At 65.7% G+C, this 21,587-nt stretch carries 22 protein-coding genes; 10 read left to right on the top strand and 12 right to left on the bottom strand.

Translation table 11 applies throughout. From position 1 onward, the window contains the following. The first annotated feature begins 200 nt into the window (after positions 1-200). Positions 201-1,025 carry a putative protein N(5)-glutamine methyltransferase gene (locus ACX80V_RS18620; RefSeq protein WP_485844403.1) on the top strand — a complete coding sequence of 275 codons (825 nt, stop codon included), beginning with the start codon at positions 201-203 and terminating at the stop codon, positions 1,023-1,025. A gap of 105 nt (positions 1,026-1,130) precedes the next feature. On the opposite strand, the gene ACX80V_RS18615 is transcribed toward ACX80V_RS18620, so the two are convergent. Continuing rightward, positions 1,131-2,954 carry an HNH endonuclease signature motif containing protein gene (locus ACX80V_RS18615; protein WP_485844402.1) on the bottom strand — a complete coding sequence of 608 codons (1,824 nt, stop codon included), beginning with the start codon at positions 2,952-2,954 and terminating at the stop codon, positions 1,131-1,133. A gap of 123 nt (positions 2,955-3,077) precedes the next feature. Here ACX80V_RS18615 and ACX80V_RS18610 point away from each other — a divergent pair, with 123 nt between their 5' ends. Then, the gene (locus ACX80V_RS18610; protein ID WP_485844401.1) at positions 3,078-3,668 is read left to right on the top strand and encodes a DM13 domain-containing protein; all 591 of its coding nucleotides are present in this window, start codon (positions 3,078-3,080) and stop codon (positions 3,666-3,668) included. A 149-nt stretch (positions 3,669-3,817) separates the two neighbouring features. Here the strand turns inward: ACX80V_RS18610 and ACX80V_RS18605 are convergent, their stop codons facing one another. The 6 genes from ACX80V_RS18605 to ACX80V_RS18580 all read right to left on the bottom strand — a co-directional run bounded on the left by ACX80V_RS18605 (position 3,818) and on the right by ACX80V_RS18580 (position 9,170). Next, positions 3,818-4,336, bottom strand: coding sequence for a hypothetical protein (locus ACX80V_RS18605; RefSeq protein ID WP_485844400.1), 519 nt, complete (start codon positions 4,334-4,336; stop codon positions 3,818-3,820). 112 nt (positions 4,337-4,448) lie between these two features. Then, complete coding sequence (locus ACX80V_RS18600; protein WP_058930334.1) at positions 4,449-4,715, bottom strand: GlsB/YeaQ/YmgE family stress response membrane protein; 267 nt, start codon at positions 4,713-4,715, stop codon at positions 4,449-4,451. Positions 4,716-4,849: 134 nt separating this feature from the next. Further along, positions 4,850-5,683: an aldo/keto reductase gene (locus ACX80V_RS18595; protein ID WP_485844399.1), complete on the bottom strand. Its 834-nt coding sequence runs from the start codon at positions 5,681-5,683 to the stop codon at positions 4,850-4,852. A gap of 28 nt (positions 5,684-5,711) precedes the next feature. Next, positions 5,712-8,267, bottom strand: a complete 2,556-nt coding sequence (locus ACX80V_RS18590; RefSeq protein ID WP_485844398.1) for a rhamnogalacturonan lyase — start codon at positions 8,265-8,267, stop codon at positions 5,712-5,714. A 184-nt stretch (positions 8,268-8,451) separates the two neighbouring features. Further along, on the bottom strand, positions 8,452-8,679 hold the full coding sequence (locus ACX80V_RS18585) for a helix-turn-helix domain-containing protein (RefSeq protein WP_485844397.1): 228 nt from the start codon (positions 8,677-8,679) through the stop codon (positions 8,452-8,454). Next, positions 8,679-9,170, bottom strand: coding sequence for a DUF2975 domain-containing protein (locus tag ACX80V_RS18580; protein ID WP_485844396.1), 492 nt, complete (start codon positions 9,168-9,170; stop codon positions 8,679-8,681). Before ACX80V_RS18580 ends, ACX80V_RS18585 begins: the two co-directional genes overlap by 1 nt. Positions 9,171-9,505: 335 nt before the next feature. On the opposite strand from ACX80V_RS18580, the gene ACX80V_RS18575 reads away from it, so the two are divergent. Beyond that, positions 9,506-9,886, top strand: coding sequence for a nuclear transport factor 2 family protein (locus ACX80V_RS18575; protein WP_485844395.1), 381 nt, complete (start codon positions 9,506-9,508; stop codon positions 9,884-9,886). A gap of 58 nt (positions 9,887-9,944) precedes the next feature. Here ACX80V_RS18575 and ACX80V_RS18570 read toward each other — a convergent pair whose 3' ends face one another. The 5 genes from ACX80V_RS18570 to ACX80V_RS18550 form a co-directional block, all read right to left on the bottom strand. Next, the gene (locus ACX80V_RS18570) at positions 9,945-11,000 is read right to left on the bottom strand and encodes an NAD-dependent epimerase/dehydratase family protein (RefSeq protein ID WP_485844394.1); all 1,056 of its coding nucleotides are present in this window, start codon (positions 10,998-11,000) and stop codon (positions 9,945-9,947) included. Further along, positions 10,997-11,968 carry an aldo/keto reductase gene (locus ACX80V_RS18565; RefSeq protein WP_485844393.1) on the bottom strand — a complete coding sequence of 324 codons (972 nt, stop codon included), beginning with the start codon at positions 11,966-11,968 and terminating at the stop codon, positions 10,997-10,999. Before ACX80V_RS18565 ends, ACX80V_RS18570 begins: the two co-directional genes overlap by 4 nt. Before the next feature lie 90 nt (positions 11,969-12,058). Continuing rightward, positions 12,059-12,880: an aldo/keto reductase gene (locus tag ACX80V_RS18560; protein WP_485844392.1), complete on the bottom strand. Its 822-nt coding sequence runs from the start codon at positions 12,878-12,880 to the stop codon at positions 12,059-12,061. Positions 12,881-13,147: 267 nt separating this feature from the next. After that, positions 13,148-13,357 (bottom strand): dodecin, encoded by a 210-nt coding sequence (locus ACX80V_RS18555; RefSeq protein ID WP_056347910.1) that lies wholly within the window; start codon positions 13,355-13,357, stop codon positions 13,148-13,150. A 105-nt stretch (positions 13,358-13,462) separates the two neighbouring features. Continuing rightward, the gene (locus tag ACX80V_RS18550; protein ID WP_248763112.1) at positions 13,463-14,167 is read right to left on the bottom strand and encodes a FadR/GntR family transcriptional regulator; all 705 of its coding nucleotides are present in this window, start codon (positions 14,165-14,167) and stop codon (positions 13,463-13,465) included. 143 nt (positions 14,168-14,310) lie between these two features. On the opposite strand from ACX80V_RS18550, the gene ACX80V_RS18545 reads away from it, so the two are divergent. The 7 genes from ACX80V_RS18545 to ACX80V_RS18515 all read left to right on the top strand — a co-directional run bounded on the left by ACX80V_RS18545 (position 14,311) and on the right by ACX80V_RS18515 (position 21,497). Then, the gene (locus ACX80V_RS18545; RefSeq protein WP_485844391.1) at positions 14,311-15,780 is read left to right on the top strand and encodes a four-carbon acid sugar kinase family protein; all 1,470 of its coding nucleotides are present in this window, start codon (positions 14,311-14,313) and stop codon (positions 15,778-15,780) included. Positions 15,781-15,864: 84 nt separating this feature from the next. Further along, the gene (locus ACX80V_RS18540; RefSeq protein ID WP_248763110.1) at positions 15,865-16,764 is read left to right on the top strand and encodes an NAD(P)-dependent oxidoreductase; all 900 of its coding nucleotides are present in this window, start codon (positions 15,865-15,867) and stop codon (positions 16,762-16,764) included. 148 nt (positions 16,765-16,912) lie between these two features. After that, complete coding sequence (locus ACX80V_RS18535; RefSeq protein WP_485844390.1) at positions 16,913-18,379, top strand: GntP family transporter; 1,467 nt, start codon at positions 16,913-16,915, stop codon at positions 18,377-18,379. Next, positions 18,379-19,230, top strand: a complete 852-nt coding sequence (locus tag ACX80V_RS18530; RefSeq protein WP_485844389.1) for a class II fructose-bisphosphate aldolase — start codon at positions 18,379-18,381, stop codon at positions 19,228-19,230. Before ACX80V_RS18535 ends, ACX80V_RS18530 begins: the two co-directional genes overlap by 1 nt. Before the next feature lie 36 nt (positions 19,231-19,266). Continuing rightward, positions 19,267-19,671, top strand: coding sequence for a DUF1304 domain-containing protein (locus tag ACX80V_RS18525; protein WP_485844388.1), 405 nt, complete (start codon positions 19,267-19,269; stop codon positions 19,669-19,671). Positions 19,672-19,806: 135 nt separating this feature from the next. Then, complete coding sequence (locus tag ACX80V_RS18520; protein ID WP_485844387.1) at positions 19,807-21,171, top strand: acyltransferase family protein; 1,365 nt, start codon at positions 19,807-19,809, stop codon at positions 21,169-21,171. Continuing rightward, complete coding sequence (locus ACX80V_RS18515; RefSeq protein WP_248763105.1) at positions 21,168-21,497, top strand: GNAT family N-acetyltransferase; 330 nt, start codon at positions 21,168-21,170, stop codon at positions 21,495-21,497. Before ACX80V_RS18520 ends, ACX80V_RS18515 begins: the two co-directional genes overlap by 4 nt. The last annotated feature ends 90 nt before the right edge of the window (positions 21,498-21,587 follow it).

Raw genomic sequence — 21,587 nt, 5'->3', positions numbered from 1 at the left:
TGGGGCGGCGTCAGTTGGCGGTCGGGGGGTGGGGTTCGCGCTGGCGATCAGGGATGATCGCCAGGTGAACCACGGCACACTGTAAGCGCTTGCACTGAATAAATCCAGTCTTTTGGGTTGGGCCGGCAGAGGCTATCTTCGCGTACATTCAGAGGCGGGCGACGGTGCTCGGCGCCCATCAGTTCGCGGAAGGTGTACGCATGTCAGCCACTGAATTTCATGTTGAGTCCCTTTTGGGGATCGCTGAGCGGCTGCGCTCGGCCGGGTGCGTCTTTGCGGAGGAGGAAGCCCGGCTCCTCCTCGCCGCGGTGTCCGGCCCGGCCGAAATCGCTGCGGCGGTGGAGCAGCGCGTTGCCGGGTACCCGCTGGAGCACATCCTGGGCTGGGCCGAGTTCTGCGGACTCCGGATTGAGCTCGATGCTGGGGTTTTTGTTCCGCGCCGCCGCACTGGGCTCTTGGTGAATGAGGCCGCAGCCCTGCTCTCGGCGGACCCGAAGCGGGAGCACCGGGAGGATTCGGAGCCCGTCGTTGTGGACCTGTGTTGCGGGTCCGGTGCGGTGGGGGCCGCCATCGCCTTCCGGATTCCGGGGCTGGAGCTCCATGCGGCGGACATTGACCCGGCTGCGGTGGCCTGCGCCCGCCGGAACATTGGCCGTGTGGGTGGTGAGGTCCACCAGGGCGACCTGTTTGAGGCGCTGCCGCCCGCCGTCAGAGGGCGGATCAGTGTAATGGTTGTCAACGCCCCCTATGTCCCCACCGGTGCTATCGATTCCATGCCGCACGAGGCACGCGAGCACGAACCGTTGTGGTCGCTCGACGGCGGCACTGACGGACTCGAGTTCCACCGCCGCGTCGCTGCGGAGGCCAGCGAATGGCTGCGGCCGGGCGGGCATCTCATCATCGAAACCAGCCAGCGGCAGGCCGCAGGAACGTCATCGATCCTGGCGAGTGCGGGCTTCGCGGTGAGGACTGTCCGCTCGGAAGAGCTGGACGGCACCGTTGTAGTCGGACGCGCCCGGCCCTAGTAACGCGGGCGCCGGCAGGTACCTCTTCCTGCGGGGGCGGCTGCCCATTCGCGTTGTGGCTGCCTTATCGCGCTGTGGCAGTGTCTATTCGCGTTGCTGCAGCGTTTATTCGCGTTTGGGTGGTGGGGGTGGTGGTTTGAAGTAGTGGTTTTGTTGGGGTTTTTGGGTGGAGTCGATGTGGCGTGGGGGTGTGAACCAGGGGACGCCGTTGCGGGTGTGGATGGTCCATTGTTCTTGGTGGATGAGGTGGTGGTGATGGGAGCAGAGGAGGGCTCCGTTGCTGACGTTGGTGGGGCCTTGTTGTGACCAGTAGGTGATCTGGTGGGCTTCGCACCAGGGGGCTGGGATGGTGCAGTTGGGGAAGGTGCAGCCTTGGTCGCGGGCGGTGAGGGCGAGGCGTTGGGCGGGGGTGAAGAGCCGGGTTTTGCGGCCTTGGTCCAGGATTTCGCCGCCGGTGCCGAGGAGGACGGGGATGATGTCGGCGTCGCAGGCGAGTTTGCGGAGGGTAGTGGCTGCGACGGACCCGGTGAACGTGAAGCTGCCCGTGCCCGTTCCCGTGCTAATCCCATTACCGCTGTTGTTGTCTGCGCCTGTTCCTGCCGCCAATCTGTCGCCAGTGCCAGTGCCAGTGCCAGTGCCAGTGCCAGTGCCAGTGCCGGTGGCTGTGGCTGGGTGGGGGAGGAGGTCTTGGTAGTTGATGGTGGCGAGGATTTGGGGGCGGTTCCCGCCGGTGGTGGGGAGTTGGTTGGTGCTGAGGGCGGCTTTGAGGGCGCCGATGATGCCGTCGAGTTGTTTCTGGGAGCGGGTGCGTCGGTCCAGGTCGAGGTCGTTGTCCTGCCAGACGTTGTTGCCCTGCCCGGTGTCGGGAGTGCCGGTCTCGGACCCGGCTTCTGTACCCGTGGCTGCGCCGGTCCCCGTGCCGGTCACTGTGGCTGTGGTGGTGCGGGGGTTGGTGGCGGCGTTCATGACGGTGGCGAAGTGTTCGTATTGGTCGGTGGTGGCGAAGATTTCGAGGTGGTGGAGGCCGTGGCGGGGTTTGCGGATGAACGCGCCTTGGGTGTGGCGGAGTGCTTCTTCGGTGGGTTCGGTGCCGTCGGCGTCGAGGGTGTCGGCCCAGCGGCGGGCGACGCGGGCGAGGAAGTCGGGGTCCGCGGTGGCGGCGGTGTGGGTGAGGTCGTGTTCGATCCGGTCCAGGTTTTCCGGGGTGGTGTGGTGTTTGAGGCGGTCCAGGGTGGCGCTGATGATGGTCCCGGCGCGGGAGGAGACCACGGGCCCTGACCCTGTCACGGCCTGAAACGGGGTTACATCGTCGTCGTCGGCGCTGGTCTCTGCCGGGCTGCCGGTAGTGGAGGTCGGGGTGGGGGCTGCGGCGAGGTGTTCCTTCAATGGGCGTGCGGGGTCTCCGGTGAGGGTGGTGGCGGGCAGGATGGTGTGGGCGAGGTGGATGCGGCGGTGGGCTTCGCTGCGCCCGATCCGGAGCCGGAGGCGCAGGAATTCGGCGGTGTTTTTGCAGCCGTCATCGGCCGGGAAACGTGGCACATTCCGGGTGCTCCCGGTGGCGGTCTCTGGGGTTCCGGCGGTGGTACCGGCGGGCCAGGCGGCGTCGGTTTCGTTCAGGGTTTCAATGCCGTTATCCCACCCGGTGACCCAGTCCCGGGTGGTGCGTGTGGTTGCGGCGGCGGTGATGGCCTGCGTGCGGGTGCGGTCCACCGCGCCCGCGGCGAGGATCTGGAGGTAGTCCACGGTCCGGGAGAGCTCCTCAACCAGTCCGGCGAAGTCGGCGGCTTCGACGTAGCTGGCCATCGCCAGCGTCCCGGGAGCAGAAGCGGCGGCAGCGTTCACCGAGGCGATCACCGGAGCCAGTCCGGCGTCGGCCGTCAGCACGGCGGTGCCGCCAGCCTCTGCGAGCTGATCCCCGAAAGCTTCCATGGGAATACTCTGCCGTGGGGGTGTGACATTTAAGCCAGTCCTGCGGTTGAGCTCCAAAAAGCCACAAATTCCGGCTACGGCTGATCCGTTGCGCCAGTCGCCGGATACGCGGACGATGATTCCATGAGCGGAAAGTCCATGAGCCGAAAGCACAGTCCAAACCGACGCCGGACCTGGATGATCGCTGCGGCGGCCGTTGCAGCGGTGGGTCTGGTGATTGGACTTGTGCTGTTCAAGCCCTGGCTTCTCTTTGTGGACGTGAGAGTGGATGAACAGCTCCCCATCGTGGCCAGCAGTCCAGCGCAAGCACAACCGACTCCGCCTACACCCCTGGCGCCGACTCCGGCACCCATGCCTGCAGGCCCGGTGCAGCTTGCTGTGGGTACGCTGATCAGCCATGAACACGCCACCACGGGAACTGTCCGGATCGTACAGCAGCCTGACGGCGCCAGGCTGCTGACGCTCGAAAACCTGGATACGTCCAATGGTCCGGATGTGCACGTCTGGCTAAGTGCCGCTCACGTGGTGGAAGGGACGGCCGGCTGGTTCACCGCTGGCTCCGCAGATTACTACGACCTCGGCCTGATCAAAGGAAATCAGGGCAATCAGGTTTACCGGATTCCCGCCGACGTTGACCTGCCGAAATACCCGTCAGTTGACCTGTGGTGCGTTCAGTTCAGCGTGTCGTTCGGTGCTGCCGAGCTGGTCACCTGAGACGGCATCTGGCCATGACCTGAGACGTGGCTGGCCGCCGCGTCCCCCAAGGAGCGCGGCGGCCAGCAACGACCATTTTTAGCACAATTTCAACGTGGCTTCCGTGTCACACGGCGAATCCCGCGTAACGTCCCGACAACGATCCCCGATCATTCCCGTCGGGGGTCAACGTTCGTGGCTGCGCCGGCAGCAGTGGCGCCGCCTTCACCAGACCAGTCCTGGCCCTGGTTGTCATTGAACGCGGGGTCTGACTCAACGTCCGGTGTCCCCAGGTTCACCGTTTCCGGGTGCGTGCTGTGGGCGGGAACGTGATCGCCCACCGCAGTACTGCCGGCCGCAGCGCTGCCAGCCGCCGCGGTGCCGTAGGCACCCACCGAGGCGCCGGCGTCGGACGTTTTGGATTTGCTGGCACCGGACGCGGCGTCGTGGTGGACGGCCGAGCCGATGACGGTGCCCGCCCGGCGCGCGGCCTCACCGAGCTGGTCCGCCACCTCGGGAGCCTTCTCCTTGATGGCCTCAGTGGCGGCACTGACCTTGTCCTGGACCGGCTTACTGTCCCAGATGCTCGCCGCCCTGGCCTTGAGCTTGTCGTACGCTGCCCGGCCGGACCGCGATCCCAGGACGTAGCCTGCCGCGATGCCAATACCTAGAAGTAGTTTTGATTTCATAGTGAACTCCTGCTCGTTGAGAAGGTGTCAGTCCCCGATCCGCTTGGCCGGGGGAAAGAAAACCGGCCCCGGGATGTTGGTCCCGGGGCCGGTATTCATGCCGGTGACGACGCTAGCTGCGAACGCTCCGCTTGGTGACCATGCTGTAAACCAGCAGCACGATGATCGAGCCGGCGATCGCGAGCAGCCAGGTCTGCAGCGAGAAGAACTCCTGCAGCGGCGCATTGAAAAGCAGTCCGCCGAGCCAGCCGCCGAGGAATGCCCCGACAACGCCCAGAATGAGGGTGATGATCCATCCGCCACCCTGCTTGCCCGGAAGGATCGCCTTAGCGATCGCGCCGGCAATAAGGCCAAGAATCAGAAATGCAAAGAAACCCATTTTGTCGTTCCTTCTTCCTACATCAGGGAGGTCCCCGGATCCCGGGTACGCTTCAATCCCTCTGCCCTAATACTAATCATGCTTAGTTTATTTTCGCCACTCCGAATCCCCATGGAAAGCCTGTTCGGGCCCGCTCAGTGCCCTGTTGTGTCTGAATCGTTGCCGGCGCCGGGCCCCTCGTCCAGGATGGCAAGTTCCGCGAGATCCTGCCGATCCAGGGAGAAATCGAAGATGTCCAGATTCTCCCGCATCCGCTCGGGATCGCCTGATTTTGGAATGACCACAAGTCCTTGTTGAATATGCCAGCGCAGCACCATCTGGGCCGGCGTTTTGTCGTACTTTTCACCGAGTTGGGCAAGGAGGGGAGCGCCCAGCAGGCTGGCTCCGGAGCCGCCCAGCGGACTGTACGATTCGGTGACGATTCCGTGCCGGGCATTGAACTCGCGGTCGGCCACGCGGGTGATCGCCGGGCTCAGCTGGATCTGGTTCACGGCCGGCACCACGCCGGTTTCGGCCAGCAGCCGCTCAAGGTGGGCCGGCTTGAAGTTGGAGACGCCGATGGACCGGACTTTGCCGTCCGCCTGCAGCCGCTCAAACGTCTTCCACGTCGAGACGAAATCATCACGCGCAGGGAGCGGCCAGTGGATCAGCAGCAGGTCCACGTAGTCCAGCCCCATGCGTGTCAGCGACCCCTCCAACCCCGCCACCGCGCGGTCCTGGCCCTGAAACTGGCCGTCCAGCTTGGTGGTGACGAAGATTTTGCCCCGGTCCACCCCGCTGGCGCGGATGCCGTTCCCAACACCTTTCTCATTGCCGTACTTCACTGCCGTATCGATGTGCCGGTATCCGGCTTCCAGGGCATGTACGACGGCGGCAGTCACCTGTTCGTCGTCCAGCGGCCAGGTGCCGAGCCCCAGCTGCGGGATGCCGTGGCCGTCATTGAGCGTGATGAGCGGTGAGAGAGTCATTTCAACAGTCTGCCGTGCTTTCGCCTTCCTAGCCTTCGAACGCCCGTAGAATATTTCCGGCCTGGTGGTCGAGTACTGTTCGCGCTACGTCGGATACCTGATCCGGCTTCTTTTGCTGGTCCAGGAACTTCACGAAGCGCTGGATGGCCTGTGCCGCCTGGGAGGCAGCGCCGTCGTCCACTGCCTTTGCCGCCTGCTGCACACTCGCTGCCAGCTGCTTCGCGACCTGGCCGGCGACGTCGCCGGACTCAACCAGGTCCTCCAAAGCCTGCTGAAGGGCCTTCACGCTGCCCGGGAGCCAAGCCGCGCGCAGCGGCACATCACCGAAGTGCATGTCCGAAGCGAAGTAGAAGTCCGTGTAGGACGGCTGGTTGTACGTGGTGTTCTGCCGGGCAACTTCAGCGCGGTACTGCGGGTCGTGCATGAGTGTGTAGAGCTTGTGGTTGGTCACTTCGGTGCTCAGGTACATGCGGAGCGCCGAGCTGTCGGCCGTCCGGACCAGCATTTCCTCGCGCCAGTCACCCACTACGTCTGCAACGAGGCTCGGTGTGCCTTTGGTGCCGTTGTTGGTCCGGGTGTCCGTGGCGGTGAGCAGCCTGCCGCGCTTCCAGTCGTCAATGGAGGGGGTCTGGTCGCCGGAGCCGTTGATGATCTGGGTTGTCATGTCGGCAGCCCATCTGATGCTCATGTTGGTGCCCGGCGAGGTCGCGGAGAGCTTGTCTCCGTCGGCCGACTGCATGCCAATGGCCCAGTTTTCGATGCCGGGCACTGCAGGATCCACGTCGCCGATCATGCCGCGGCCGGTGTCCTTCCCCGAATAGGCGCCGAACAGTACCTCGCCGGTGGCGGCGTCGCGCATGGCATAGCCGTACGGGGCGTAGGTGCCGCCTTCGTGCACCGTGAAGATCTCCTTGCCGGGGCGGGCCGGATCAATGTCCGTGACATGCATGGCATCGCCGTGGCCCAGCCGGGCCTCCTCTCGCGGGGTGGCGCTGCCGGCCGGCATGGTGTCGGACGAGCTGTAGAGCAGCGAACCGTCGTCGTCGATGGTGGCCGAGCCGTACACAATTTCCTGCTTGCCATCACCGTCGACGTCGGAGGTGCTGAGGGAGTGGAAGCCCTGCGTGGTGAGGGTGCCGAACTCGGGGTTCGTGCCGTCCCGCCCGTGCGGGCTGTCCTTGAAGGGGTTGGTCATGGGCGTCCAGCCCGAGTCCACGTTCCACACCGGGGAGAGGTTGGCGCCGTCCCAGGTGTAGGCGGCAAGTGTGCTGCGCGTGTAATAGCCGCGGGCAAACACGGCGGCGGGCTTCTTGCCGTCCAAATATGCGACGCCGGACAGGAACCTGTCCACGCGGTTGCCGGGTTCGATCCGGGCCATGGCGTAGTCGCCCCACATCAGGCCGTCGTCGTGCCGGCCGGGCTCATACGCGACCGTCTTCAGTTCCTTGCCCGTGGCGCCCTCAAAGACGGTGAGGTATTCCGGGCCGGAAACGATGAAGCCCTCAAAGGCGCGCAGGGCGTTCCGGGCGCTGCGGGCGGGCGCGTAGACATCCATGAAGTAGTCCGTCACCGCTTCTGCATCAGTCCGGGACAGCGGGTACTGGTACTGCGGGGCGATGCCGAAGGCTTCTTCCAGGGTGGCGGGCCAGTTGCCGGCCTTGACATCGGGGTGGTCCCTCCAGCCCAGGAACGTGTCCACCATGTGCTGGTAGTAGTCGGCGGCGCTCATCCGGTAATCGTCGGAGTTGGAATAGCCGGCGTCGAGGTCCTTCTGCAGCAGCGAGATGAAGGACTCTGCGCCCACGGAGCCGTCCGGATTGTAGGAGATGGACTTGGTGCCCGGGGCTGTCTTGAACATCATTTCCGAACGTCCGTCGCCGTCGAAATCGTTCACCAGCATCTGCGTGTAGTGGGCGCCGGACCGGATGTTGACGCCCAGATCGATGCGGTGCAGCAGCGTGCCGTCGGCCTTGTAGGTGTCCACGTAGGTGTTGCCCGTGTAGCCGACCTGGGAGACGTCCTTGGAGTTGTTCGGATCCCACTTGACCACGAACTCGTACTGGCCATCGCCGTCGACATCTCCCACCGAAGCATCGTTCGCCGAGTAGGTGTACGCCTGGCCGGCGGGCGTCACGCCGTCGGCCGGCTTCTTCAGCGGGATGTCCTTGAAGTTGCCGCCCCACGAGGTGGCAGTGGCGCTCCGGTCCAGTTCAACGCCGCCGACGACGGCACGCACGTCATATGCCGACGACGCAGTTCCGCCGGCGTCAAGGTAATTCGTGCTGTCCGTGACGGATGCGAGCTTCTGGCCGTCGCGGTACACATTGAAGTCGGTGCCGGTGAGGCCTGTGGCGGACGAGCCCGTTGCCTCGTGGCCCAAGAGGCGCCAGCTCAGGAAGACGCCCTCGGACGTGCCGGCAGCAACCAGCCCGCGGTCCAGATAATCCAGCTGTACGCCCGCCGTGGCGGGCTTCGCGGAAGGCCCGACGGCGGCTGCCGGGGTGGTGAGGCACCCCACGGTCAGGGCGAGGCCCGCAGCTGCGGCCACCGAAAAACGGCGTACGGATATCCTGCTCGGATTCATCAGTGAATCCTTTCAATTTTGGATTGGGAAAACGCTTCCCCAGTAACTTAGTGGGGGTGTGCGCCACAAATCAACCCTTGCGCCCGGTGGGAATCCCGAGTATTTAGAACGTTGTAAATGGCATGGCCGGGCGGAGTTCCTGATGGCGTGTTCGGAGTGGGGAGGGCTTTGGGCCTGCCTGCAGTCAGGCCGTCGCGGCTTCCTCTTCCCCGGGCTCCCAGCGCAGCAGGTCCCCGGGCTGGCATTCGAGGACATCGCACAGCGCCTCAAGGGTGGTGAAGCGCACGGCTTTGGCGCGGCCGTTCTTGAGGACTGCAAGGTTGGCCGGCGTGATCCCGATCCGGTCCGCCAGTTCACCCACGGGCATTTTGCGCCTGGCCAGCATCACATCGATGTCAACAATGATCGGCATCAGATCACCTCGCCCAGCTCGGCGCGCAGGTGGTTCGCCTCGGCGTCGCGGGCCACCGCCTGGGCCAGCAGTACCCGGAGCACCAGAATGATCAGGGCCACTCCTGCGATCAGCAGCGACGCCCCGCAGATCAGCAGCACAACGCCGCGGGCGGCGTCACCCGGCGCGAGCATCACGGCAAGCGCGAACACCAAGACGGACGCGGCCGCAACGGCCCAGAAGATGACATCCACGTAGCGGAAAGCGGCGTGCGAGAACACTGTTCCGCGCCGCACCATCGTCAGCAGGCGCCAGACGCACACCAGGGTGACCTGGACGGCGGCGATGCCCAGGACCATGATCGCGAGGGCCAGCATGCGCACGCCTGCGTCGGTGCCGGATTCCTCCAGGTCGATGGACAGCAGCGGCACCATCCGGACCTGGACAAAGAGTGAACCGGCAAGCGCAATCGCCAGCACGGCGCGCAGGGCGAGGGTGAGCAGCTTTCCCAATGGATCTCCTAGGGTATCGAATAACAACGTAAGGCTATCGATATTCGATTGATCCGGCAAGTACTTGGCAAGAACCAGGCAAGGACCTTGGCAAGGGAGCAAGGGGCCTGGGCTCAAGACCGCGGACCTGCGTGCGCTCCAGCCCGGTTACTCCGGGACGAGGCCGGCAAAACCGCTCCGCGCCACGGCATGTCGGCAGGTTGGCCACAAGCAACTGGGCAGGAGCGCACAGGCCTGCGGGGAGAGGGGCCGCCCACCGTGGTGCATATTGGATTTCAGGAGCACAATGCAAGAGTTAGCCGTCCCCAACATCGTCGAGGAATCAGGTCAACATCGTGGTTGAAGCAAACGCTAATGAGAACGTGGTCAACCGGCTGATCGAGTGCATCAACGACCGCCGCATTGAGGTCATGGACGAACTGTTTCACCACGACGCGGTGATGCACTGGCCGCAATCCGGGGAGCTTGTGCGCGGGGCGGAAAACCGGCGGGGAATCTACAACGCCTTCCCGCAACTGCCCACCATCACGCCACGCCGGATGCTGAGCGGCGGGAACCTGGTGGTGGCCGAAGCCCTGCTGGACTACAACGGGCCGCGGTACGAAACGGTGTTCATCTTCGAATTCCGGGACGGCAGGATCGCCAAGGAGACGGCCTACTGGAGCGAGGCCTTCGAGGCGCCCGAGTGGCGGGCCCAGTGGGTTGAAAAGGCCTAGCACCGCGCCGCGGCCGGCCTAGTGCCGGGGCGCCACAGGATGCGCTCCGGCACTGCCGTCAGTCAGCCGCCCTTCGCGCCCACCTGATCAGCCGATCACTCAGATCCATGAACGATTGGTCCACCACCTGCAGCTCGGGGTGCCTGTCATGCCACTGAACGATCTCCCGGGTCCCGTCAGCGAAGGGGATGGTGGCCGCAAAGCCAGGCACCAGGGCTTTGATCTTGGCGTTGTCGAAGACCACGGAGTGGGCGCGGTCGCCCAGGAGGCTTGGCCCTAGATGGGGGCTGTGCCCGGCACCGTGTGCGGCGATGGTTTCCGAGGGCACATGGACCAACTCGGGATCGGGAACCCCCGCCGCCCGGGCAAACAGGCCGTAGATCTGGTTCCAGGGCAGGTATTCGTCGGAGGTGATGGTGTAGCTCTCGCCCACTGCCTGCGGCCTGCCGAGCAGTTCCACGAAGGCCTTCGCGAAGTCCCTGGCGTGGGTCACCGTCCAGAGCGACGTGCCATCACCATGCACCATGACGGGCTGGCCGGTGCGCATCCGGTGAATATCTGTCCAGCCGCCCACCAGGCCCACTCGCGTGCGGTCGTAGGTATGGGAGGGGCGCACCACGGTCACCGGGAAATCGTCCGACCGGTACGCCTCGAACAACAGGTCCTCGCACGCGATCTTGTCCCGTGAATACTGCCAGAACGGATTTTTCAGCGGAGTGGATTCCAGGATCGGCAGCCGGGTGGGCGGCTTCTGGTAGGCCGACGCCGTGCTGATGAACACGTACTGGCCGCTCCGGCCGCGGAACAGTTCCATACTGGACCGCGCCTGGTCCGGAGTGAAGGCAATAAAGTCCGCTACGGCGTCGAACTCCCTGCCCTGCAGCACCTCCCGCACAGCGGCCTGGTCGCGGATGTCCGCGTGCAGGACCTCTGCGCCGTCCGGTGCCGGCTTGCCGGATTGGCCGCGGTTGAGGATGGTCACCCGGTGTCCCAGTACGACGGCGCGTTCCGCCGCTGCGGCGCTGATCACGCCGGTGCCGCCCAGGAAGAGGAGGCTCCGTGGTGCCACGGTGTCGGCCGCGGAATCCAACGCGGCCGGATCAAACAGAGTCACCATGCGTAGTCTTCCGGTGCCGGCCGGTGGCCCGGGAAGATGTCGTCGAGCCGCTTGAGCGCGTCGGCGTCAAGCGTGACCTCCAACGCCCGGATGCCGGCGTCGAGCTGTTCCTGCGTGCGCGGCCCCACGATCGGTGCGGTGACAGCAGGCTGGTGCAGCAGCCAGGCGAGGGCGATGTCACCGGGTTCGTGCCCCAGTCCGTCCGCAAGATCCTCGAACTGCTGAATCTGGTCCCGGTGCTGCTTGAGTGTTTCGGCAGCACGTCCTTCGGTGCGCCGGACGCCCGCGCGTTCCTTCTTCAGGACGCCGCCCAGCAGCCCGCCCTGCAGCGGGGACCATGGGATCAGGCCCAGGCCGTACTGCTGTGCCGCGGGAATGACCTCCAGCTCCACCTCGCGGCGGAACAGGTTGTAGATGGACTGCTCGCTGACCAGCCCGGTGTAGTTCCGGCGGCGGGCGGCTTCCTGCGCCTGGGCGATGTGCCAGCCCGCGAAGTTGCTGCTGCCCGAGTAGAGGATCTTGCCCTGCTGGACGGCCACTTCTATGGCCTGCCAGATCTCGTCCCACGGCGTATCCCGGTCAATGTGATGGAACTGGTACACATCGATGTAGTCCGTCTGGAGGCGCTTCAGGCTGGCATCCAGGGCGCGCCGGATGTTCAGCGCGGAAAGCTTGGACTCGTTGGGGCGGTCCGTCATGGTGCCGTACAGCTTTGTGGCCAGGACGGTCCGTTCGCGGCGCTCGCCGCCCTTCGCGAACCAGCGGCCAATGATTTCCTCGGTCCAGCCCCGGTGCCCGCTGCCGCCATAGACGTTGGCTGTGTCGAAGAAGTTAATGCCGGCGTCCAGGGCGGAATCCATGATGTGGTGCGCGTCAGGCTCGTCGGTGTGCGGGCCGAAGTTCATGGTGCCCAGGCAAAGCCGGGAAACTTTCAGGCCCGAACGGCCCAGGTGCGTGTACTGCATACGGAGGGATCCTTCGCTGGTGGTTGGACGTGGCGGAACGCGGCGACCGAGCCCGCCGGAATCGGTGCCGGCAGGCTCGGTCAGCGTTGGCTACAGCTGTGTGAAAGCGGCGACGGCCGGATCGGAACCGATGCGCGCGCCCCGCTCGAGGGCGGTGATGGAGGCGAGCTCGTCGTCGGTCAGGGTTAGGGAAGCGGCCGCGAAGTTTTCGCGGATACGGGACGGGTTAACCGACTTGGGGATGACGATGGTGCCGGCGGCCAGGTGCCAGGCCAGGACCACCTGCGCCGTGGTGGCGTCGTGTGCCTTCGCAACGGCGGTGACGGCGTTTCCGTTGAGGTCCCCACCCTGGCCCAGCGGGCTGTAGGCCTCCACCGCAATCCCGAGGGCACGGCTTTTGGCGGCTAGTTTGGCCTGTTGGTAGCTGGGGTGCAGTTCAATCTGGTTCACGGCGGGTACGACGTCCGTGGACTCGAGCAGGGTGTCCAGATGGTCAGAGAGGAAGTTCGAGACGCCGATGGCACGGATCGCCTTGGCGGCATACAGGGCCTCCAGTTCCTTCCAAGCCTGGACGTAGAGGCCCTGTGACGGGACCGGCCAGTGGATGAGGTAGAGGTCCACGAAGTCAAGACCCAGCGCCTCGCGGGTGTCCTGGAATGCGTCCCAGGCCCGGCCCTGATCGCCGTTGCGGAGCTTGGTGGTCACGAAGATTTCCTCGCGCGGAATGCCCGAGGCTGCGATGGCAGCGCCCACACCTGCTTCGTTGCGGTATCCGGCGGCGGTGTCGATGTGGCGGTAGCCGGCTGCCAGGGCATCCTCAACGATCCGCTGGGTGTCTTCCGGCGGAACCTGGAAAACGCCGAAGCCGAGCTGGGGGATAGTGACGCCGTTGTTCAGCGAGATTTCTGACATGGGTACTCCTCGTAGTGCTGAAGGATGGTTCCTGGCTCGGGATGTCCGGCAGGAAACCGCTTTCGGGAACTGCTCCGGTACGAGCCTATGCACTTTCGCGCCGATAGTCAGTCCTTGACCGTGTCCCTGTTTTTCCTAGGACCGGCAGTCCTACCTTCGTTGTAGGAAGTGCCTGGCAGGGCCGTGCCGAATGGCTGAACAGTGATGGCCGAACAGTGATGGCCGCGCCCAAAGGACGCGGCCATCACTGTTCAGACCTTGGAAGGGTCAGCCTTCGTGGCGGAAACCGAGCTTGATCCGTACCTGCCAGTCGGCAACTTTGCCGTCTTCGAGGTGACCGCGGATTTCCTTGACCTCGAACCAGTCCAGGTTGCGCAAGGTCTTGGCGGCCTCGGCGATCCCGTTGCGGACTGCCGCGTCCACGCCTTCTTCGGAGGTGCCGACAATTTCAGTAATGCTGTACGTGTGGTTGGACAACTTCGCTCCTCGTGATCGCCTTCGATTCCCGGTTGCGGGCCGTTCTTGAACACTAGTGGCACTTCTGAAGCGTGGCCAGAGCCAATACTTCGGAGTGGACTCTGGTCAGGGCGCTTCGAGGACCAGGTTCTTGAGGTCATCCAGGGTCTGTTGCATGTGCAGGTCCATGGCTTCGCGCGACCTGCTCGGGTTACGCGATTCCAGCGCCTCGGCGATGTTCTGGTGGTGTCCGATGGCGTGCTCCTGGATGGTTGGCACGGCCGATGTTTCGGCCCGGCGCTTTTCCAGCACCCGGTGCAGCGGTGCGAAAAGGACCGCCACAAAAACGTTCTCCGAGGCGCGCAGGATCAGGTCGTGGAAAGCCAGATCAGCCTCCACGAAGGCGGCAATGTCGTTGACCTCATGGGCGGCCCGCATCGCCGCTACATGGCCGAACAGCGCCTGGATGTCGGCGTCGCTGATCCGTGCCGCCGCGAGTTCGCACGCCCCGGTTTCAAGCATTCGGCGCAGTTCAATGAGCTGCACGGAGGCAGCGGCTTCGTTCTGTCCCTCTGACGCGGCGCGCAGGACAGCTTCCAGCGAAGCCCAACGGTTCAACGGGTTAACGAACGTGCCGCGGCCGCGTTCCACGCTGAGGATCCGCTGCGCTTCCAGGGTTTTCATGGCCTCGCGCACCGTCATCCGGCTCACCTCGTGCCTGGCGCTGAGTTCCAGCTCGCCGGGCACGCTGGATCCGGGTGGAAAGTCCCCGGCAATGATCCGGTCCAGGAGTTCGTCGGCAACAACGCCCACCAGTGATTTCCGTGCCATATGTCCCCCTTGCGGCGTCGCCAGATATGTCTGACAAGTCTACTTGCGCGTTCCTATGTCCTGTGCCACACTATTTGAAATGTTAGATGTCAGACATCTTACAGTTACCAATACTTAGAGATTTCCACACAACGGAGTGCACTGTGACGCTTGAAGCAGACATCCTGGCCGCCTTCCCGGCCGAAGTCCGGATTCCCGCCCGCCTTGTTGCCGACGCCGTCGCCGCGTCCAGCGCGGAGACCCCCCGGATGCTCGTAGTGCTCGACGACGACCCCACCGGAACGCAGTCCGTTGCGGATCTGCCCGTGCTCACCCGCTGGGAAGTGGAGGACTTCATCTGGGCCTTTGGCCAGGCGAAGCTCGCCGTGTACGTGCTGACCAATACCCGCAGCCTGGACCCAGCAGAAGCCGCAGCCCGCAACGAGGAAGTGGTCCGCAACGCACTGGCCGCCGCCGGCTCCGCAGATGCGCTGCGGCTGGGGTTCGTGAGCCGCAGCGACTCCACCCTCCGTGGCCACTACCCGCTGGAGCCCGACGTTATTGCGGCCACTGTTGCTGACGTCAGCGGAGAAGCCACCGACGGCGTTGTGCTGGTGCCGGCCTTCCCCGACGCCGGCCGCGTGACCATCGGCGGCGTGCACTACATGCGCGGCACCGGGGACGACGCCGGCAAGCTCACCCCCGTGGCCGAGACCGAATTCGCCAAGGACGCCAGCTTCGGCTTCGCCAGCTCGGACATGACCAAATACGTGGAAGAGAAGTCGCGGGGCCGCTTCGCCGCGGAATCCGTGATTGTCCTGGACCTGAACATCATCCGCGCCTCTACCGATCCGCAGATCACCGCCAAGGCCATCGCCGACGCCATCGAGCCCGCCACCAACTCCACGCCGATCGTCGCTGACATCGTCACCGAGAACGATCTCCGCGCACTGTCCCTGGGCCTGGAAGAAGCCGAACGGCGCGGCAAGAAGCTCCTCTGCCGCGTGGGACCGCCGTTTGTCCGCGCACGGATTGGCCAGGAAATCCGCACCGAGCTCACCGGCGCTGAAGCCTACGCGGGCAACACCCCGTCCGAGGCCGGCGGCCTGATCGTGGTGGGCTCCCACGTGGGCGTCACCACCCGCCAACTCAAGGCCCTCACCGAACAGCACAGAGCCGCGCGCATCGTGGAGATCGACGTCGAGAAGCTCCTCAGCGACGCCGGGGACGCCCACCTCGACCGGACCGTTGACACAGTCGTGGAGGCACTCCACGGGGGAGACGTCATCGTCCATACCAGCCGCCTGCTCATCAAGACCGAGGACGCCGCAGCGAGCCTGCGGATCGCGCGCACGGTGTCCGCCGCCGTCGTCGCCGTGGTGAACCGGACCCTCAAGACCTTCCCACCGCGGTTCGTCATCGCCAAGGGCGGCATCACGTCCTCCGACGTCGCCGCCCACGGCCTGGAAATCCGCCACGCCATTGTCCGCGGTCCCATGCTGCCGGGCATCGTCTCGCTTTGGGAGCCGGTGGACGGCCCCGCCAAGGGCATCCCGTACATCGTGTTCGCCGGCAACGTGGGCGACGACCAGTCCCTCGCCGACGTCACCCGCAAGCTCAGCAGCACCTTCTAATCCCCACCGACTCCCAACCCTCGCAAGCTCGGGCCGGGGCCCTCGCCGGCGTGGGCCCACCGCCAGTATTCAAGGAAGAACACCATGACCAGCAACTACACCATCACCGTCCTGGGCCTCGGCGCCATGGGCCTGCCCATGGCCACCCGCCTGGCCAGCGAGCTCACCGTCCACGGCTTCGACATCGCCGAGCCGCGCCTGAAGCTCGCCGAAGAAGCCGGCATCCGCACCTTCGCCTCCGCCCGGGAAGCCTCCAAGGGCGCCGACGCCCTGCTCCTCGCGGTCCGCAACGGCGAGCAGCTCAACGACGTCCTCTTCGGCGAGAACGGCGTGGCCTCCGTGCTGGAGCCGGGTGCCGTCGTCATCCTCGGCAGCACCGTGGGCACCGAAGCCATCCCCGCCACCGTGGCACGCCTCGCCGAATACGGCGTTGAGCTCGTGGACGCGCCGCTGTCCGGCGGTCCCAAGCGCGCCGGCGAAGGCGACCTGCTGATCGTCGTCGGCGCTTCCCCGGAAGCCCAGGAGAAGGCGCGCCCGGCCCTCGAACTGCTGGCCTCCACGCTCACCGTGGTGGGCGACAAGCCCGGCGACGGCCAGGCCCTCAAGACCGTCAACCAGCTCCTCTGCGGCATCCACATCGCGGCCGCCGCCGAGGCCATGGCCCTCGCCGACGCGCTCGGCCTGGACCAGGCCAAGACCCTCGCAGCCCTCGAAGCCGGCGCGGCAGGTTCGTTCATGCTCTCCAACCGCGGCCCGCGCATCCTCGAGGCCTACACCGAGGAAGGCGCAGAGGTCCTGTCCCGCCTGGACATCTTCGTCAAGGACATGGGCATCGTGGGCAAGGCCACCCGCGCCGCCGGCCTGGCAGCCCCCGTTGCCGCCGCCGCCGAGCAGCTGTACCTCCTGGGCCAGGCCCAGGGCCTCGCCGCCGCCGACGATTCCGCAGTCATCAAGGTTGTCGCGCCCACCAAGCGCACCGCCTAAGCAGCCCGGCTAAAGCACCCCCAAAAAACTTACGACGACGGCGGTCCCCCCTCCGCCGTCGTCGTATCTTCCCGCGTTCACAAAGCACAAGAAACAGCGCCCGCTAGCCCGTCTTCTGGAAGACTGGCTTGTCGAAGGAGACACCGCAATGAACCCCCTGACTAACTCGCTGATGGTGCGGGCGGCCGACGCCCCCGCCATCAAACCCGCGGTGGAGCTGGGTACTCCGCTGCTCCTCACCATCGCGGCGATCGGCATCGCCGTCCTGCTGGTGATGATCATCCGCTTCAAGATCCAGGCCTTTGTGGCCCTGCTGACCGTAAGCATCGCCGTGGCCGTGGCCTCGCAGATCCCGCTGAAGGACGTCTTCACCGTCGTCGCCAACGGTGTGGGTGGAACCATGGGCAAGGTAGCCCTGCTGATCGCGCTCGGCGCCGTCCTGGGCCGGATGATCGAGGTTTCCGGCGGCGTCCAGTCGTTGGCCGCGCACTTCACCGAGAAGCTTGGCGCCAAACGCGTCGCGGTGGCGCTCACCGCCGTCGGCTTCCTGGTGGCCATCCCCGTGTTCTTCGAGGTGGGCATTATTGTGCTCGTCCCGATCGTCTACGCCTTTGCGAAGATCGCCAACGTGCACCCGGTCAAGTTCGGCCTGCCGATGGCCGGCATTATGCTCTCCATCCACGTCGCCGTGCCGCCGCACCCGGGCATCGTGGCAGGCGCCGGCGTGTTCGGCGCCGACATCGGGCTCATCACGCTGATCTCGCTGCTCATCTGCATCCCGCTCGGATTCCTGTCCTACTGGGTCGCCAGCATCATGAACCGCAAGGAGTACGAGCTCCTCCCCGGCGTCAAGGCCCAGGTGGACGAATTCGGTTCCGACTCCCTGGTCAAGGTTGGCCACGAAGGCCCCGGCGCCGTCGGCATCGCCCCGCCGCGTCCGGCCCTGATCATCTTCCTCATCGCCGCCCCGATCGTGCAGATCCTCATCGGCACCCTGGGCACGCTCACCATCCCCAAGGACAACTCCTGGTACGGCCTCGCTGCGTTCATCGGCAACCCGTTCTTCGCCCTCCTGGTGGCTGTGGCCCTGTCCTTCTTCCTGCTGGCGGTCCGCCGCAACTGGTCCCTGAAGGAAACCGGCGAGATCTTCGAGGGTGCCCTGCCTCCCATCGCGTCCATCCTGATGGTTGTCGCCGCCGGCGGCGTGTTCGGTGAGGTCCTGCGGACCTCCGGCATCGGTGCCGCACTGTCCCAGACGCTGGACCACCTCGGCCTGCCGGTGATTGTTCTCGGCTTCGTCATCTCCCTGGCACTGCGTGCAGCCCAGGGTTCGGCAACCGTCGCCATCGTCACCACCACCGGCCTGCTGACCTCCGCCGTGATGGAAGGCGGCTACTCGCCGGCGCAGATCGCCGTCATCGTCATCGCCATCGGTTTCGGCTCGCTGGGCCTGTCCCACGTCACCGACGCCGGCTTCTGGACCGTAGTGCGCTACTACGGCCTCACCGTATCCGACGGCCTGAAAACCTGGACCGTCCTCACCACCGTCCTCGGCGTGGCCGGCTTCATCCTGACCTACGTGGCCTGGATCCTCGTGGGAGGCCTGAGCGTCTGATGCGCACCCGACTCGACCACCTCGTCACCGCCGCCCTCCAGCAGGGCTCGGCCGTTCCCGCCTTCACCTGCTACGACTTCACCACCGCGCTGGCTGTTGTGGGCGCGGCCGAGGACGCCGGCCACGGGGTCATCCTGCTGGTGGCCCCCAAAACGGCCGGCACGTCCAACGGCCTCCGCCTGATCGCCGCGCTCCGCGGGCTGGCAGACGCCGCATCCGTTCCGGTGGCCGTCCAGCTGGACCACGCGACGGACCTCAAGGTGATGGCCGACGCCGTCGCCGCGGGGGCGGATTCGGTCCTCGCGGACGGCTCGTCCCTTCCGTATGAGGACAACATTGCGCTGGTCCGTGAGGCGCGCGCTGTGCTCGGTGCCGGCGTCGTGCTAGAAGCGGAACTCGGGGGACTGGCCGGCGACGAAGACCGGGCCTTCGGTGCCGACGAAGCCGGTGTGGCCGTGGCCGGCCTGACGGACTCCGCGCAGGTGGAGGACTTTGTGGCCCGGACAGGTGCGGAACTGCTGGCTGTTGCGGTGGGCAACGTCCATGGCAAGTACAAGGGCGAGCCGCAGCTGCGCTGGGACGTACTGCAGGACATTGCCGTGCGGACCCACATCCCGCTGGTGCTCCACGGCGCGTCCGGCATTCCGGCGGGCGAGCTGGTCAACGCCTCCGCCATGAACGTGGGCAAAGTGAACTTCAATACCGAGCTCCGCACCGGCGTGCTGTCCACGCTCCAGGAACAGCTTCCGGCGCACCGGGCCGACGGCGAGAACCTCCAGGGCTTGCTGGGCCACTGGAACACCTCGGCCAGGGAATTCGCCACGTCCGCACTGGGCATGCTCACCCGCTGACGCTCGTTTGAGTTTTGGGGAGGCTAGGATCAGCACATGATCCTGGCCTCCCTGCTTTTTGCCTTCCTCGCCGCCGCGCTCCACGTGTACATCTTCACCATGGAATCCCTCACCTGGACCACACCGGCCACGTGGAAGCGCTTCGGCCTCGCCTCCCAGGCCGACGCCGAGACCACCAAACCCCTCGCCTACAACCAGGGCTTCTATAACCTGTTCCTGGCCATCGGCGCGTTCATCGGGGTGGGCTGCGTGGCGCTTGGCCCCGACGGTTCGGCGCAGCACGTGGTGGGCTGGACGCTGATCTTCAGCTGCTGCGGCTCCATGCTGCTCGCCGCGGCGGTGCTGGCGCTCAGCGGGAAAAAGTACCTCCGCGCCGCGGTTCTGCAAGGCACGACGCCGATGCTCGCCGTCGTGCTTGGGTTGCTGGCCGTTGCTGGCTGACTGACGCTCCTGAGGCGACCACTGCTGAGGCGACGTTGTGCCCGTTTCTGGCCGGGAGCACGCTTTTCTGGCCGGGAGCGCATCACGGGCGGACAATTGAGTGAACAACAGCATCGGCGCATGTAGGGACTGCACGTGAGTGGTGTGAAGGAGCCGGGGCCGGCCCCGCACGGTGAACAGACGGTCCAGCGCGACCTGGTGATCGACCTTGTCCGGTTCGTCTGCCTGGCCCTGGTGGTGGTGGGCCACTGCATGATGGTCAGCCCCGTCCTACAAAGGGACGGCACCGTGACCTCGGAAAATACGCTGGGCGATCAGCCCTGGTTTGTGCCCGTCATCTGGATCTTTATGGTGATGCCGCTGTTCTTCGTAACCGGTGGCACCACCGGGCTGCAGTCGTGGCAGCGGCTGAGGGCGCGCGGCGGTACGGGCGTCGAGTTTGCCCAGGCCCGGCTGCTGCGGCTGGTCCGCCCGGCGGCGGCACTCCTGGCGGTGATGTTCCTGGGATTTTCGGCGGCGCTCCTGCTCGGCGTGGACCCCCAGGTGGTCCAGTTGATGGCCACCGGGGCCGGCATGCCCCTATGGTTCCTCGCCGCCTACCTGGCAGCCCAGCTCAACATCCCGCTCCTGGCCCGGTTCCACGAGCGCGCGCCCTGGCTGACCATGACCGTCCTGGCCGCACTCGTGGTGGCCGTCGACTGCTTCCGCGGAGCCCTGCCCATGCTCGCCTACGCAAATCTTGTTTTCCTGTGGTGCGCCGTGCAGCAGCTTGGTTTCCTCATGGCCGACGGTTACTTCGCCAGGCTCACGCGCTCCGGCCTGGTGGGGCTCATCCTGGCAGCCAACCTGCTGCTCGGGCTGGTCACCGGCCTGGGTCTCTACTCCGGAAATATGCTGGTCAACCTCAACCCGCCCAACCTCTGCCTGCTGCTCCTGGGCGTGTCCCAGGCTGCCGCGCTCCAGCTTTTCCGGCCGGGGCTCGGCTGGGTTTCCGGGGTGCGCTGGATCCGCGCGGTGGTCATGGTTGCCGGCAGCCGCTCCATGACCGTGTACCTGTGGCACCTGCCGTTGCTCGCGGCCATGTCCGGACTCCTGCTCCTCACCGACTTCCCCAAGCCCGCGGCCGGCACCGCCGAATGGTGGTGGGCCCGCCCGCTGGTCCTCCTGGGGGTTGTGGCCCTCCTGCTCCCGGTGCTGGCCGCGTTCGGCCACCTTGAGGAACGTCCGACGGCGTCTGTCCACACCCGCGGCCGGCCCGCCGCCGCGGTGGTGACGGCCGCCGTCGTCGTCTTCATTCCCGTGGCGGACGCTGCCCTCAACGGCCTGACGCTGGGCCTGCTCGGAGGCGGCGCAGCATGCTTTGTGTTGGCCGTCCTGCTGCTGGGCCGGATGCCCGAACGTGTCCCCGGCGATGTCGGTGCCGAACGCGTCGCCCACGATGGCAGCCAGTCTGACGGGCCATTGCCAGCGGGGCCAAGTAGTGCCAATGTCGAACCATGACTGAGAACATGATTTCCACCGAGGACAAGTTCAGCCCCGACGTCTCGCTGTCCAGGGATGACGAGCATCACCGCTACGAGCTGCGGGTGGGCGGAAAGGTCGCCGTCCAGTCCTTCTTCCGGGACCTGCCCGGACATGTGGATTTCCTCCACACCGACACCGCCGAGGACTTCAAGGGCCAGGGACTGGGCAAGGTGCTGGCTCACTTCGCGCTCGACGACGTGGTGGCTTCGGGTAAACGGATCATCCCGCATTGCCCCTTCATCTCCGGGTACCTCCGTGCTCACGAGGGCTACGAACAGCACATCGACTGGCCGGACAACTAGCGCGAACGGTCATTTAAGCCCCCTCGAACCAGCGCGAACGGTCATTTAAGCCCCCGGAAACTCCCTCCGGAGGGCCTCAAGTGTCCGTTC

It is taken from the genome of Pseudarthrobacter arbutini, assembly GCF_054510915.1.
Note: the sequence above shows the minus strand (reverse complement) of the source record. Positions and strands in the feature narration are given on the sequence as shown.

Bases quoted from the DNA above. Each gene is read 5' to 3' on its own strand.
- ACX80V_RS18525 (WP_485844388.1), top strand. From the start codon at position 19,267: ATGATCCTGGCCTCCCTGCTTTTTGCCTTCCTCGCCGCCGCGCTCCAC.
- ACX80V_RS18565 (WP_485844393.1), bottom strand. From the start codon at position 11,968: ATGCAGTACACGCACCTGGGCCGTTCGGGCCTGAAAGTTTCCCGGCTT.
- ACX80V_RS18595 (WP_485844399.1), bottom strand. From the start codon at position 5,683: ATGACTCTCTCACCGCTCATCACGCTCAATGACGGCCACGGCATCCCG.
- ACX80V_RS18610 (WP_485844401.1), top strand. From the start codon at position 3,078: ATGAGCGGAAAGTCCATGAGCCGAAAGCACAGTCCAAACCGACGCCGG.
- ACX80V_RS18530 (WP_485844389.1), top strand. From the start codon at position 18,379: ATGCGCACCCGACTCGACCACCTCGTCACCGCCGCCCTCCAGCAGGGC.
- ACX80V_RS18590 (WP_485844398.1), bottom strand. From the start codon at position 8,267: ATGAATCCGAGCAGGATATCCGTACGCCGTTTTTCGGTGGCCGCAGCT.
- ACX80V_RS18620 (WP_485844403.1), top strand. From the start codon at position 201: ATGTCAGCCACTGAATTTCATGTTGAGTCCCTTTTGGGGATCGCTGAG.
- ACX80V_RS18535 (WP_485844390.1), top strand. From the start codon at position 16,913: ATGAACCCCCTGACTAACTCGCTGATGGTGCGGGCGGCCGACGCCCCC.
- ACX80V_RS18540 (WP_248763110.1), top strand. From the start codon at position 15,865: ATGACCAGCAACTACACCATCACCGTCCTGGGCCTCGGCGCCATGGGC.
- ACX80V_RS18515 (WP_248763105.1), top strand. From the start codon at position 21,168: ATGACTGAGAACATGATTTCCACCGAGGACAAGTTCAGCCCCGACGTC.
- ACX80V_RS18615 (WP_485844402.1), bottom strand. From the start codon at position 2,954: ATGGAAGCTTTCGGGGATCAGCTCGCAGAGGCTGGCGGCACCGCCGTG.
- ACX80V_RS18550 (WP_248763112.1), bottom strand. From the start codon at position 14,167: ATGGCACGGAAATCACTGGTGGGCGTTGTTGCCGACGAACTCCTGGAC.
- ACX80V_RS18605 (WP_485844400.1), bottom strand. From the start codon at position 4,336: ATGAAATCAAAACTACTTCTAGGTATTGGCATCGCGGCAGGCTACGTC.
- ACX80V_RS18560 (WP_485844392.1), bottom strand. From the start codon at position 12,880: ATGTCAGAAATCTCGCTGAACAACGGCGTCACTATCCCCCAGCTCGGC.
- ACX80V_RS18600 (WP_058930334.1), bottom strand. From the start codon at position 4,715: ATGGGTTTCTTTGCATTTCTGATTCTTGGCCTTATTGCCGGCGCGATC.
- ACX80V_RS18585 (WP_485844397.1), bottom strand. From the start codon at position 8,679: ATGCCGATCATTGTTGACATCGATGTGATGCTGGCCAGGCGCAAAATG.